This is a genomic window from Streptomyces sp. NPDC058000 (assembly GCF_042886435.1).
In the GTDB taxonomy this organism is placed as follows: Bacteria; Actinomycetota; Actinomycetes; order Streptomycetales; family Streptomycetaceae; genus Streptomyces.
On the sequence record NZ_JBHVQS010000021.1, the window covers coordinates 116,949 to 129,656 of the forward strand.

Consider the following 12,708-nt stretch of genomic DNA (forward strand, 5'->3'; position numbering starts at 1 on the left):
CCCGATCCTCAGGCGCCCGCCCGTTCGCCGGTGACCAGGCCGAGCGCACGCAGCAGCCGGAGTTGGTGGGAGGCGGTCGACGGGCTCATGCCGATGGCGGCGGCGAGTGCGGATACGGGGTGGGGCCGCTGCCGGAGCGTCGTGAGGATCTGCAGGCGGGACGGGGTGGCGAGGGCCTGAAGGGTGGCGGCGACCGTGGCTGCCGTGGGTCCGTCCATGGGGGCCGCTCGTCGTGTGCCGGCGCCTTCACGGGAGGAGGCGCCAGCCCTTCCGCGTGGCCATGGCCTGTTCGCCGAGGCAGTGGATCTTGGCGTGCGTGCTGTTGTGGGGACGTTCAGGCGGCGCAGTCGAGCCGGAACGGAGAATGCCGATATCCCGCGCAACACTCACGTGCGCGGGTTCGACGGACGGCGAGGCCGGACAGGGCGGTCCGGCTGCGAGCTCGGGGCCTCAGGTCCGAGAAGCTGACAGGCTGTCCCGTTGTGCCGTGAGGTCGAGTGGTGGCAGTTGGGACAGCTCGGCGTCGGCGGCGCGCACGGCGGCGCCGTACCGCGGGGTACCGAGGACGGCCGTGATGGCGTCGGCGATCTCGACGCGCGTCGCCATAAGGTCCAGCGCGCGCCCGAGGCCGCGCCGGGCGAACGCGGCGGCGTTGTCGGGCTGATCGGCGAGAACGCCCATGCCCAGGACGGGCGTTGCGCCCTGCACCGCGTCGAGCAGCGACGCCCGGCCGCCGTGCGTCACGAACAGGTCGGCGTGGCGCAGAAGCGCGGGTTGCGGGACGTGCTCGACGACCTTGATGCGGGGGTCGGCGCTCCGCAGGTGCTCCGCGAGGTTGCCCGCGGACACGATCGCGTCGCAGTTGATTGCAGAGAGCGCGGCCATGACCTCCCGGTATGCGCTCCCCACGACGGTACGGAGATCGGTCATTGCGGTGGTCAAGGTGCCGAGGCTCACGTAGACGAGCGGGCGGGAGGGGGAGCGGTCCAGCCACGTGGGCGGGACGGTCCGGAATTCGGCGACGGTGCGTCGGACCGCGTGCGCCGAGGGTGGGGGAGCCGGGTAGAACCACGCGACCGGCGCGGGTGTGAGCATCGGAGGAAGCGCGGGCGAGTCCTGCTCGTACTGTTTGTAGAGGGGAAGCAGCGCGGGCGCGATGTCGGTGTCCCAGAGGTCCAGGAGCACCGGTCCGAGGCCGTTGTCCGCTGCGAGCAGGGGCAGCCCCAAGACCTTGGCCGCGAGGTGCGCGCCGAGGTCGCTGCACTCGGCGATCACCAGATCGGGCCGTGCCCGTGTCCACGCGGTGAGCAGGTCACGGGCTTTCGCCTCGGCTTGTTCCGGCCAGAGGTGACCGAAGACGTACCGGTTGAAGGGCGTGTTTCCCGAGCCCTTCCAGATCTCGCTCGCCGTCTGCTGAACGAGGGGATCGCAAGTCCAGTTCGTTCCGGCGCTGTGGAACTCCACCCCGCGCCGCCGGGCTTCGCGGCGGAACATGAGCGGGGCGTGGAGCGCGACATGGTGGCCCTGCTCAAGGGCCGGGCGGATGACGTAATCCAGCGCGGACACATGCGAAGGTATCGGCTCAGCGGAAATCGCTATCCGTAAGGCCATGGGCACTCCAAGGTTTTCATCGATGTATGACGTGGTGGTCTGATCACGTCGCAACCAATTGCTCTCACTCGGTCGGCAGTTGTCGCCCTGGCCGATGTCCGTATCGCTGCAGGCCGCGCGGGCGCGGACGTTCCCCTGCGACGGTGGGCTGGCTCGAACTGGTCGGACGACCCAAGCTTGCGCGACGGCCTTTCCCAGTCGCCACAAAAGCTGGACAGTTTGGGAAAACGGAATGCGGAAACTGCCTCTGACCAGCAGAAACGCGATACGCCTGGAACGCTGGAACGGGACGCCGTACGACAGCAGGCCGCTCAGTCGAGGGCCCCTACCCTCCTACCTGCTCCAGCCCGTCGAAGAGACGGCCAAGGTTCATCGCCGCATGAAGGACGCCGGCCTGCGTGGCCGGTTGGCGCCGGATATCTCCAACGGTCTCGTACGCGACTTCACCCACCAGCCGCCCGGCGGAAGCGGGTGTGCAGCGTCGCCCGCGGGCCGTACCGCTCGGGCGCATCCCGCCAGGCCACCCCGGTCCGGAACTTCCACACGATCCCGTTGAGCACGGTGCGGTCGTCCAGCCGCTTCCGCCCCCGCAAGGACTCGGGCGACAGCGGCCGGACGAACTCCCACTCCGCATCGGACAGTTCATGACGACGTATCACCCGACGTGATCCACCACTCAAGATCATTTGAAGGCACCGCCTAGGGGACCGTCTCCTCCTGTACCGCGGTACCTCAACGGACAAGGTCCTGCGGATGGACATCACAGATCTGACGCCTCTGGAACGTCGCATCTGGCAGGCGCTCCCGCGTGGTGTGGCGATCGACGTTCGCCGAGACGAGCGTGAGGACCCCACGACCATTCGGGGCGCGGAACGAACTGTTCGGGCTGAGGTCATCCGGGCCCTCCTCCTGAGTGGTTCATCCGCATCAGGCGAGGCGCCCGCTCTGCGCGTCGCCGGGGCCAGGATCATCGGCGTCCTCGACCTGCAGCACGCAGAGATACGCCCGCCGATCCGTCTGGCCTCTTGCCACTTCCAGCACTGCTTGGAACTCCACGGGATGCAGACCCTCCAGCTCGACCTCAGCGGGTCCTACCTTCCCGCCCTGGCGGCCACGTCCCTTCGCGTCGACGGCGCACTCCGGCTCACCAACTGTCGGATAACCGGGGGCGTCCGGCTGAGCAACGCCGAGATCTCCAGCGGGATCTTCCTGGACGGCGCACATCTCGGGTCTGGTGACGGATGGGCGCTCCGACTCGATCATGCCTCTGTGGGTGCTGATGTCTGGGCACCCCGCCTCGTGGCGCAAGGTGGGATCCGCCTCGGCAAGGCGCGTGTCGAAGGGGCCCTCGATCTAGAAGATGCCCAGGTGAAGAACGCGAACGGTGATGCCCTCGACGCCGCGCGGCTCACCGTCGGAACCGTCCTCAACGCTGGTGGTCTCACTGCTGAGGGCCGGGTCAGACTTACCGGTGCCAAGGTCGCAGGCTGGATCTCCTTCATCGAAGCCAGGCTTAGCAACCCGGGCAGCGTCGCACTGGGCATCAGCAGCTGCGAAGCCACACAGTTGACGCTGCGGGACGCTCAACCAGTCTCCGGCGACGTCACAATGCACTACGCCAGCTTCAAGGTCATCGAGGCGGAGCCACAGGTCTGGCCGGCCACGGTACGCCTGGAGGGACTGACGTACGAGACGCTTACTCCGCGCCTTCCCGCCGTAGACCGACTCGCGTTGCTGCAGCGCGATTCAGGCGGTTTCGTCCCTCACAGCTACGAGCAGCTCGCGGCCTCCTACCGTCGCGTCGGTGATGACGCCGACGCCCGCACAGTCCAACTCGCCAAGCAGCGTCGACACCGGGCCACTCTGCCCTGGTACGCCAGACTATGGGGTTATCTCCAGGACGCGACCGTGGGCTACGGCTTCCGTCCCACGCGTGCCGGTGGCTGGCTCCTGGCTCTGCTACTTCTCGGCTCAGTCGCGTTTGGAATGCACCATCCGCCTCCGGTCGAGCACGGCAAAGGCCCAGGGTTCAATGCCCCGATCTACACCCTGGACCTCCTGCTGCCGATCGTCGACTTCGGTCAGCGGAGTGCCTTCACACCCACTGGCCTTTTCCAGTGGGTGTCCTACCTACTGATCACCGTCGGCTGGGTTGTCGGCTGGGTTCTTGCCACGACCGTCGCGGCCGGGATCACACGCACCCTCAGCCGCCAATAACGGCCCATGCGTTCGCGTCTTCTATCAGGAGGTCCCCGGTGCCTGGCTCGGTGACTGGTCGGTGAAGACGGGCATTCCGAGGTCGACCAACTGCGGACGTCGGTCGGTGGAGGCGCGCTTGAGGTTGTTGGGCTTGGACGCCGGCCCGTGCAGCAAACAGCGTTGCGTCATGACAGGGTGAACGTTGCCTGATGATGCGGCACTAGTTCAAGCCGGTGAGGAACTCGCTGAACAGCCGGTTCGCTGTGGTCGACGCATACAGGCGCTCGAACTCTGCGCGGGCGATCTGGCGCTGGAACTCACCCCGGTACGAGGCGTCACCACCGTCGTGCATCAGGTCGGTGAACCACGCCGCGAATGCCTGGTAGTTCCACAGGTGCCGCAGGCACGTCGCGGAGTAGTCCTCAAGCAGGGCCGGGTCGTTGTCCTTGACCTGGCGGACCACGGCCTTGGCCAGAACGTCGGCGTCGTGCAGGGCGAGATTCATGCCCTTGGCGCTCATGGGCGGCACGATGTGGGCGGCATCGCCCAACAGGTAGAGGCGTCCGTAGCTCATCGGGTCGTACACCACGCTGCGCAGCGGGACCATCTGCTTGCTGGAGATCGGCCCCCGGGCAGCAACCGGTTCACCGAAACGGGCCTCGATCTCATCCCAGATACGCTCGTCAGGCCAGTGCTGCGTGGTGTCGTCAAGCGGGCACTGCAGGTAGAAACGGCTCACCTGCGGGCCGCGCGCGAACTGGCCGGCGAATCCACGGGAATGGATCGCCATCATCGACTGGTGGCTGGCCGGGACCTCTGCCAGCACGGTCAGCCACGCGTAACCGTACTCGCGGGTGTAGCGCGTGATGCGGTCGTCGGGAATGGCCGCCCGGCTCACCCCGCGGTCCCCGTCGCAGCCGGCCACGAGCTCGCACCTGAGCGTCCTCGTGGCACCGGCAGTGTCCCGGTAGCGTAAGAGGGGCCGCTCACCGCAGATGTCCTCCAGCGCGACCCCCTCGGCCTCGAAGCGCAGATCTCCGCCGTCGCTGACGAAGGCGTCGATGAGGTTGCGCACCAGGACCTGCTGCGGACAGAAGCGCCCGTCCCCGTTGTCGTCGGCCAGGAAGCGGTACGGGCGCGTCTGGCCGTCGATCCGGAAGTTCATGACCGGTTCGAAGGGCACGCCGCCCAGGACCCGCTCCTCCAGGCCCCACTCGCGGAACATCCGGGCTGCGCGGGTGTCGATGACCCCCGCCCGTTGCCGCTGTTCCACGTAGTCACGGCTGCGGCGCTCCAGGATGACGCAGTCGACCCCGCTGCGCAGCAGGAAGTTGCCCAGAGCGAGACCGGCGACGCCCGATCCCACGATCACGACCGTTGTGTTCTCGTCCAGTACGGACATTGATGGAACTCCTTGACTTGTCCGGGCGCCGTACGGATGCCGTTCGCAGCACGCAGCACGCAGCACGCAGCACGCAGCACGCAGCACGCAGCACGCAGCACGCAGCACGCAGCACGCAGCACGCAGCACGCGCACGAACCCTCGGTGGGTGGCGTGGACTTGCGCGAGCGCCTGGGGCCGACTTCGCACCTGTCGAAGTCGGCCGCGACCTGGCAGGCACTTGCCGAGGCGGTGGCACGCGACGGGGCACTCCCATACCCTTAAGCGAAGTCACCACTACGCATCATACGTAGTCTTCACTACGGATAACGAGGAGAGTCGTCATGCGCCGAGACGGTGCCGCCAACCGGGAGAGTGTCCTGCTCGCGGCCGAGCAGGTCTTCGGCGAGAAGGGAGCGGCGGCCTCCACGGAGGAAATCGCCCGCCGGGCGCAGGTCAGCATCGCCACCGTCTTCCGGAACTTCCCCACCAAGCAGGACCTGATCGAGGCCACGGCCGCCCGCTATCTCGACGGGCTCACCGGCCAGGCGCGCCACCTCGCCGACAGCATCAGCGATCCCGCAGAGGCGTTCACCACCCTGCTCCGCACCCTGGTGTCCGTCGGAGCCGCGAAGATGGCGCTCATGGACCTGCTGCCGCCCCACGGCGATGACGGGCAGGGCCTGTCCCCGCAGGTCATCTCGGCGGCCGACACCTTCCTGGGCACAGTCGGACTCGCTCTCGAACGTGCCCAGACGGCCGGAGCGGCCCGAGCGGACGTCACCGTGGAGGATGTATCCCTGCTACTGCGGGCCCTTGCCCACGTAACAACCCCGGGTGGGGACGAGGCCGTCGAACGCGCCCTGCGCATCGTCCTGGACGGCCTCGGAGTCCCGAACCAACTGATTCGCAGGGCCACTTAACGCGGAGTAATGCAGGGAAACGGCCACACCTCGCTAATCGAGGCTGCCGCAACACGCAGGACTTGACAGGGAACCCTCGTGCTTGCGGTAGCGGTAGACCGGCACGGGCAGCACGATGCCGGGGGCGAGGCTGGTGATGCCGACCGCCGTCGTGTAGTCCTCGCCTTGGACGAGGCCGCCCATCGGCGCGGCCCGCATCAGTTCGGTGCGCGCGAGGATCGTGGTCGGCCCGATCGGGCTGGTGCGCTCCGGCGACCGCTCGGGGTGGAGGTCTTCGCTGTACCCCGCGCACCATCCAACGCCGTGTGCCTGGAGAGCGCTTAGACGCCGAGCCATCGCCGTGTGTCGGCGAACTCGTCGTCATCATCTGCCCAGTTGCAGAACGCGGCACTGTCGGGTGTGTGATGCCGACCGAGCTGTCGACGTCCTGCGCCGAGGTGCTCGCGCACCAGTTGCGAGCCGCAGGCGGTGGGGGAGGGAGGGCTGGGGGGAAGGCATAGGGCGAGGGGTGCGTCTTTTGTCTGTAGTGGCGTTGTTTGTGCGGGCTGCGGAACAAGGGGGTTCGGCTTGTTCTTCGTCGTCTTGGATCCAGCCGAAGACGACGCGCTCCAGGTCTCCGAGGTAGACGACGTCGGCATGGGTACGGAAGGCGTCGATGCGCTGGTCCACGTAGTCCTGGACCTTGGAGTCCGCCAGGTCGATGCGGGCCCGGTTCAGTCTTGAGCGCCGGCTCTACTCCAGCGGGTCGGAGTTGGTGGCGCGGTCCATCCACACCCAGATGCCGGTGCCCAACTTCACGATGTCCTGGGGGTGGAAGAGCGTGCCGGTTCGTCTGCGGCGGGGGTTGCGGAGCTCGCCGAAGCCTGTGACGAGGCTCTGGGTGAGTTTGTCCAGAGCGGCGGTGTCCGGCTGGGCTTTCGATGTGGGGCGACGTACGTGCCTTACGACCTTGGGAGCGGTATCAGCTCCCAGAGCGGAGCCTTGAGTGGGGCGTCTTGGTCACGGTGTGGACCGCAGCGGCGGGGCCTGCCACGTCATCCCCGGCGGCTGGAGTAGGGGCGAGGGCTCGGGGCCGGGGTCATCGGCGTCGACGACTCCGGCGGCCGCGGGGTCGAAGTCGGTGGGCCAGCGGGTGTGCTCGCTGGCCAGGGCGCCAGTCAGGCGTGCTTCGGCAAGGTCGGCGGTGCTCAAGTCTGTGCCGCGCAGGTCGGCCATGCGGAGGTCGGCGCGGTGGAAGACCGCGCCGTTGGCATCGGCCTTGCGCAGGTTTGCCTCACGCAGGTCAGTTTCGGTGAAGTCGGCGTCATGCAAGTCGCTTTCGACCAGCTTCGCGCCCCGCAGGTCGGCCAGAACACACCGAGCCCGGCGAAGAATCGCAGTCGTGAGGTCGGCGTGCCGCAGGTTGACCGAGACCAGGGACGCCTGGGTCAGATTGGCGTGGTACAGGCCCGCCGCCTCCATGCACGCGCGGTCGAAGTTGACCTCGGGGAACCACAGCCCGTCGCAGTCGGCCCGGCGCAGGTCGGCGACGCTGAGATTGACCCAGGACTGCTCCCGGTGCTGGCACAGCACGCCGAGCGCGGTCAGCGCCACCTGGGCGTCGGCGGCGCGGGTCTCCAGCGGTGCGATGTCGTTGACGGGCACGTCCGCCGCATGCGATTCCGGACAGGCGGGCGGCCAGGGCAGGTGTGTACGCAGGTACGCGGCCAGGATCGAGATGATGGCCTCCCGGTCACGGGCCGACTGCTCCGCGATCCGCCACAGCGCGTGCAACCCGCCGATGCGGACATCCAGCTTGTCGCTGCCGAGCTGGTCGACCGCCCGGCTGAACCGGTCGGTGACGTAGCCCTCCTGGGTGGCGCGCAGACCGTCCTGGCTCACCCGCAGTTGCCGCCACGTGGCGTACGCGCCGAAGAGCACGACCAGGCCGCCGACCATCTGCAGAAGCGTCGTACGGACATCGTTCACCGCCTTCAGCCGGTCCTGTGCGGCGACGCTCGCCCCGGCGAGATCGTGGTCGACCACCACACCGGGCAGTACGACGAACACCGTGCCCAGAATGACCAGCCCCGCTGCCCCGGCCAGCAGAGCTGCGGCTACACGATGCCTGACCAGCCGGTCGTGCCATGCCCGCCAGCCGTGGTCCGGTTCCCCCAATTCCATGGGCATGGGAGCCTAGACGCCGCTCAGAAAACGATCAAGAGGGCTGATTGCGGCTGGCCCGTGACATGAGAACGGCCGTACGGGTTAGACGAGTTGTGACGCAAGCCTGGGCCCGTGCGGCCTGTTCCCATCCTGCCCTGTCCGGCATCTCTCGCGCACACTTCGGCGAGTTGCTCGAAGAACTCGCGCCCCGGTGGCAAGCCGCGCGGGAGTCGGCGTTGCACGAACGGCGTGGCGGAGCCCGCAGACGGGCCGCCGGCGCCGGACCCCACCATCGGCTCGTTTTCATCGACCGGCTCCTGGTCACCTCGTCCATCTGCGGCTCGGGCTACCACAAGCCGCGCTGGCCCAGCTGTACGGAGCGGACCGGTCTACGGTCTCCGGGGCGATCCGCCAGGTCCGGCCGCTGCTGGCGGCTCGCGGCTTCGCCGTCCCCGACCGGCCCGGAGTGCGCCTGCGTACGCTGGAGGACCTGTTCGCCTCCGCCGACGCGGAAGAGGCGGACCTGCGCATCGACGGCACCGAGGTACAGGTCCGCCGCCCACGCGCGGGCCGACCCGGCCGCAAGGCGTTCGTATCCGGCAAGAAGAAGCAGAACACCATCAAGACCACCACCTTCAGCGACAGCCAGGGGCGTACGCTGTTCAGCGGCATGGTGCGCCCGGGCCGAATGCACGACCAGACCGCCGTGCGCTCCGAGGGCATCGCTGAACAGCTCCGTCTGTACCCCAACGTGCGGGCTGAGGTCGATGAGGGCTACCGGGGTCTGGCCAATGAGTTCCCCGACCAGGTCAGCGCCCCGCCGAAGAAGCCGAAGGACGACGCGCCGTTGGGCGAGCACCATGCCCGGCGCGAACAACAGCGCCGCCAGTCCTCACGGCGAATCTGCGTAGAGCACGCCAATGCCGAATACAAGCAGTGGCGGCCCTTGCAGCGATTCACCGGGCGCCGCGAGAGCTACGCCGAGACCCATCTGGCGATCACCGGACTGGTCTCCGACCGCTCTGCCCGCAGGGCGACCCGCCGCATGGCGAGTACGGAACTTCTCCTCGCCCGACCGATCGGCCGCTGATCACCAACCAGCCGACCCGCCAGGCCAGCACACCCCGACCTCAATCGCTCCCAAGGTCGTTAGCATTGCGCGCATGACGCAACGCGTACCGTCGGCGCTCCGGGTTTGGACCGGGGCGCTTTTGGTGTGCGCGCTCATGCTCTGCGTGGGAGGGCTGGCCCGGCCCGCCATGGCGATGGCAATGCCGATGCCGGGCCCCATGGAGATGTCTTGGGCGCCTTCCGCCATGGCTGCTGGGCATACGGCCGGGCACGTGTCGGTCCGCGGCGGCGGGCCGTCCGTGGCGCTGATCGCGTCCGGTTCGGCGGACAGCACGGCGCCCTGTCCGATGGCCGATCAGCAGTGCAGAGCCCCGAAGGTCATTCTTCTCCACGATGTCCAGCCGGGCCCGGCGCTTGCCGGTCTGCCGTCCGCGATGGCCTGCTCTCTCGCTGCTGTGGTGGCGCAGCCCAATGCGCCGCCTCCGGCGCTGCCTCCTCCTGATCTCTCCCGGTTGTGCGTGTCGCGGACGTGAGGTTCGACGCCCGCTGAGATAGCGCTTGTTGCTGTCTCGCGGGATGCCGTTCTTCCTCACGTCCGCCTTGGCACGCCCGTAGTCCCCTCACTTAGTGCGCGTGCCGTCGTATCCGAACAGGAGTCACGACGCATGCCGTCGTCCATCACTTTGCTCATCAGCGGTGTGAGCACCGGTCTGCTCGCGGGGGGCGCCTCGTGCGCCGCCGTTCAAGGGGGGCTGCTGGCCGGCGCGGTCACCCGCCGCGATCGGGGGCCGGCCCCCGCTGCCGCCGCCTCCAATGCCTCCTCGTCCTCCCGGTCCTTCAAGTCCTCTGCGAAGCGACCGGCCTCCGCACGCATTACAGGTGCGGACGCGCGGCAGGGTGCTTCCGCCGCATCCCTGGACCTCAACGCCAAGAGCCTGGCACCGGTTGGCGCGTTCCTCGCCGGCAAACTGCTGTCCCACACCCTTCTCGGCGCGCTGCTCGGGGTCTTCGGTGATGCCCTGCAGCCCAGCCCTCGTACGCAGGCGGTACTGCTGTTGGTGGCCGGGCTCCTCATGGTGCTGTTCGCGCTGGACCTGTTCGGCGTCAAGGCCGTGGCCCGGCTGGTGCCCCGGCCGCCGGCGTCGTTCGGCCGGTTCGTGCGGCGCAGCGCCCGGACCGATTCGGTCGTCACGCCGGCCCTGATCGGTTTCGCCACGGTGCTGGTGCCCTGCGGGGTGACTCTGTCGATGGAGCTGCTCGCCATCACCTCCGGGTCTCCGGTGGCCGGGGCCGCGGTGATGGCCGGTTTCGTGCTCGGCACCGCGCCGCTGTTCGCCGTGCTCGGCTACGTCTTCCGCCGCACCAGCCGGGCCTTGTCGGGCCGACTGGCCGCGCTCACCGGCGTGGTGGTGCTGAGCATCGCCGTCTGGACGATGGCCTCAGCGCTGCAGGCCGGCGGCTGGGTCTCCTTCGACGGCCCGGGCCAGCAGACGGCCGCGGTGAGCGCACCGTTCACCGTCGAGGGCGGCGAACAGGGCGGCTCCGGGAGCGGGAACGCGTCGCCCCCGGGTGCTCCCGTGCGTACCGACGCGTCCGGCAAACAGATCGTCACCGTGACCGTGACGGACTTCTACACGCCGTCTCAGACCACTGCCAGGGCCGGCGTGCCGACCACATTGGTGGTGCACGGCCAAGGCGCGAACGGCTGCGCCCGCGCCTTCACGATCCCCGAACTCGGAGTCCGGGAGATCGTCAAGCAAGACGGCGACACCAAGATCGACCTGGGCAAACGCAAGCCCGGGGCCCTCCGGTTCTCCTGCGCCATGGGCATGAAGACCGGCGCCATCAACTTCTCCTGACGAGGTCGGAGAGAGGTCGGAAAGAGGTTAGACATGAAGCTGTTCAGCCGTAAGGACAAGACCGAGGTCGACGGCCCGCAGGTGGAACTGCTCGTCGAGGGCATGCACTGCAACAGCTGCGGCCTGCTGATCGACGACGAGCTGGAGGACATCCCCGGCGTCCGCTCGTCCAGCACTGACACGAAGGCTGGGCGCACTACCGTCCACCTTGAGGAGGGCGCCGACGTCGATGCCGCGGCGCTCGTCGCAGCGGTGGAACAGGCCGGCGAGTACAAAGCCCGACCGGTCGGCTGATCTGAGAGTGGGCGAACGGCCCGGCCGAGGGATTCCCCGGCCGGGCCGATCGCCGTAGCGGCCTCGGGTGCGGGAGACGCCGGTGGCCGGGAGGATGAAGCTGTGCCTGAGCCGAGGAACACCGAGCGGGTGCGTCGCTACTGGGACAGGCACGCCTGCTCCTACGACCGGCAGATGCGGTTCTTCGACCGCACCCTGTTCGGCGAGAGCCGAGCCTGGGTCTGTTCCCAGGCCAGTGGTGACGTCCTGGAGGTCGCCATTGGCACCGGCCTCAACCTTCCCCTCTACCCGCCCGGCGTCCGGCTGACCGGGATCGAGTGGAGCCCGGAGATGCTGGCCGTCGCCCGCCGCCGGGCCACCGAACTCGGCCGCACGGCAGACCTGCGGGAAGCCGACGCCCAGGCGCTCCCGTTCCCCGACGCCTCCTTCGACACCGTGGTCTGCACGCTGTCCCTGTGCGCCATCCCCGACGACCGGCGCGCCGTGGCCGAGATGGTCCGCGTGCTCAGGCCCGGCGGCAGGCTGCTCCTGCTGGATCACGTCCCCAGCACCGCCTGGCCTCTCCGCGTCCTCCAGAGGCTCATCGAGCTCGTCACCGTTCCGCTGGGCGGCGAGCACCTCCTGCGCCGTCCTCTTCGGCAGGTCCAGGCGGCGGGTCTGGAGATCGAGCAGCGGGACCGGTTCAAGCTCGGCATCGTCGAGCGACTTGCCGCGCGCAAGCCTGTCGGCACGCCGTAGAAACCAGCGTCAGGTGCGGTCGAAGCCGAGGATGGTCGTCTCTGCCGCCGGTCTGCGCTGACATGGAAGTACGAGCCCGGCGCGCCGGGCGGCGCCTGCCACGGTCACATCCCGTCGTCCCTGCCAGGGACTGCAAGCGACGACTGGGGTGGCGGCGGTTCAGCGCTGGTTGGTCGGCTGAAAGCGGCGCAGGCGAAGACTGTTGGAGACCACGAACACCGATGAACTGGCCATTGCCGCCCCGGCGATGAGCGGGTTGAGCAGGCCGAGCGCGGCCAACGGCAGGGCGGAGACGTTGTAGGCGAAGGCCCAGAAGAGGTTGCCCTTGATCGTGGTCAGCGTCCTGCGGGCCAGGCGGATCGCGTCGGCCGCGCCACGCAAGTCACCCTTCACTAGTGTCCTGCGCCAGTAGTTGATCGTTAGTTGTTGTGTGACTTCTTCTTCTGCTGGTGCGTCAGTTCCTCGTCGGGGTCCGAAGCTGGAGCCG

General features: G+C 68.5%; 14 protein-coding genes and 2 pseudogenes. 8 read left to right on the plus strand and 8 right to left on the minus strand.

Annotated elements, in window-relative coordinates; all coding sequences use genetic code 11:
• Nucleotides 1–8 precede the first annotated feature (8 nt).
• From ACFVT2_RS21635 to ACFVT2_RS21645, 3 genes are all read right to left on the minus strand, one after another.
• On the minus strand, nt 9–218 hold the full coding sequence (locus ACFVT2_RS21635) for an ArsR/SmtB family transcription factor (protein ID WP_390020174.1): 210 nt from the start codon (nt 216–218) through the stop codon (nt 9–11).
• 232 nt (nt 219–450) lie between these two features.
• Nucleotides 451–1,566, minus strand: a complete 1,116-nt coding sequence (locus ACFVT2_RS21640; RefSeq protein WP_390020177.1) for a glycosyltransferase — start codon at nt 1,564–1,566, stop codon at nt 451–453.
• Between the two features lie 488 nt (nt 1,567–2,054).
• A complete protein-coding gene (locus tag ACFVT2_RS21645) occupies nt 2,055–2,270 on the minus strand; it encodes a transposase (protein WP_390020179.1) in 216 nt (71 codons plus the stop codon).
• Nucleotides 2,271–2,364: 94 nt separating this feature from the next.
• Between ACFVT2_RS21645 and ACFVT2_RS21650 the strand changes: the two genes are divergently transcribed.
• The gene (locus ACFVT2_RS21650; protein ID WP_390020181.1) at nt 2,365–3,828 is read left to right on the plus strand and encodes a membrane-associated oxidoreductase; all 1,464 of its coding nucleotides are present in this window, start codon (nt 2,365–2,367) and stop codon (nt 3,826–3,828) included.
• A 24-nt stretch (nt 3,829–3,852) separates the two neighbouring features.
• Here ACFVT2_RS21650 and ACFVT2_RS21655 read toward each other — a convergent pair whose 3' ends face one another.
• On the minus strand, nt 3,853–3,999 hold the full coding sequence (locus ACFVT2_RS21655; RefSeq protein ID WP_390020184.1) for a hypothetical protein: 147 nt from the start codon (nt 3,997–3,999) through the stop codon (nt 3,853–3,855).
• A gap of 31 nt (nt 4,000–4,030) precedes the next feature.
• Nucleotides 4,031–5,212, minus strand: a complete 1,182-nt coding sequence (locus ACFVT2_RS21660) for a 4-hydroxybenzoate 3-monooxygenase (protein WP_390020187.1) — start codon at nt 5,210–5,212, stop codon at nt 4,031–4,033.
• A gap of 323 nt (nt 5,213–5,535) precedes the next feature.
• Between ACFVT2_RS21660 and ACFVT2_RS21665 the strand changes: the two genes are divergently transcribed.
• Entirely contained in the window at nt 5,536–6,114 is a 579-nt protein-coding gene (locus ACFVT2_RS21665; RefSeq protein ID WP_390020190.1) for a TetR/AcrR family transcriptional regulator, read from the plus strand.
• A gap of 33 nt (nt 6,115–6,147) precedes the next feature.
• On the opposite strand, the gene ACFVT2_RS21670 is transcribed toward ACFVT2_RS21665, so the two are convergent.
• A complete protein-coding gene (locus ACFVT2_RS21670) occupies nt 6,148–6,450 on the minus strand; it encodes a hypothetical protein (RefSeq protein WP_390020192.1) in 303 nt (100 codons plus the stop codon).
• Nucleotides 6,451–6,681: 231 nt separating this feature from the next.
• Between ACFVT2_RS21670 and ACFVT2_RS21675 the strand changes: the two genes are divergently transcribed.
• Nucleotides 6,682–6,837 carry a hypothetical protein gene (locus ACFVT2_RS21675; RefSeq protein WP_390020194.1) on the plus strand — a complete coding sequence of 52 codons (156 nt, stop codon included), beginning with the start codon at nt 6,682–6,684 and terminating at the stop codon, nt 6,835–6,837.
• Between the two features lie 276 nt (nt 6,838–7,113).
• On the opposite strand, the gene ACFVT2_RS21680 is transcribed toward ACFVT2_RS21675, so the two are convergent.
• Nucleotides 7,114–8,277: a pentapeptide repeat-containing protein gene (locus ACFVT2_RS21680; RefSeq protein WP_390020196.1), complete on the minus strand. Its 1,164-nt coding sequence runs from the start codon at nt 8,275–8,277 to the stop codon at nt 7,114–7,116.
• 193 nt (nt 8,278–8,470) lie between these two features.
• Here ACFVT2_RS21680 and ACFVT2_RS21685 point away from each other — a divergent pair.
• From ACFVT2_RS21685 to ACFVT2_RS21705, 5 genes and pseudogenes are all read left to right on the plus strand, one after another.
• Nucleotides 8,471–8,647: pseudogene (locus ACFVT2_RS21685) on the plus strand (hypothetical protein); the annotation flags it as partial.
• Nucleotides 8,648–8,725: 78 nt separating this feature from the next.
• Entirely contained in the window at nt 8,726–9,349 is a 624-nt protein-coding gene (locus ACFVT2_RS21690) for a transposase family protein (RefSeq protein WP_390020224.1), read from the plus strand.
• Between the two features lie 646 nt (nt 9,350–9,995).
• Nucleotides 9,996–11,189, plus strand: coding sequence for a sulfite exporter TauE/SafE family protein (locus ACFVT2_RS21695; protein WP_390020199.1), 1,194 nt, complete (start codon nt 9,996–9,998; stop codon nt 11,187–11,189).
• A gap of 33 nt (nt 11,190–11,222) precedes the next feature.
• A complete protein-coding gene (locus tag ACFVT2_RS21700) occupies nt 11,223–11,483 on the plus strand; it encodes a heavy-metal-associated domain-containing protein (protein ID WP_390020202.1) in 261 nt (86 codons plus the stop codon).
• Between the two features lie 102 nt (nt 11,484–11,585).
• Entirely contained in the window at nt 11,586–12,221 is a 636-nt protein-coding gene (locus ACFVT2_RS21705; protein WP_390020204.1) for a class I SAM-dependent methyltransferase, read from the plus strand.
• A 159-nt stretch (nt 12,222–12,380) separates the two neighbouring features.
• On the opposite strand, the pseudogene ACFVT2_RS21710 reads toward ACFVT2_RS21705, so the two are convergent.
• A pseudogene (locus ACFVT2_RS21710) lies at nt 12,381–12,708 on the minus strand (hypothetical protein); the annotation flags it as partial.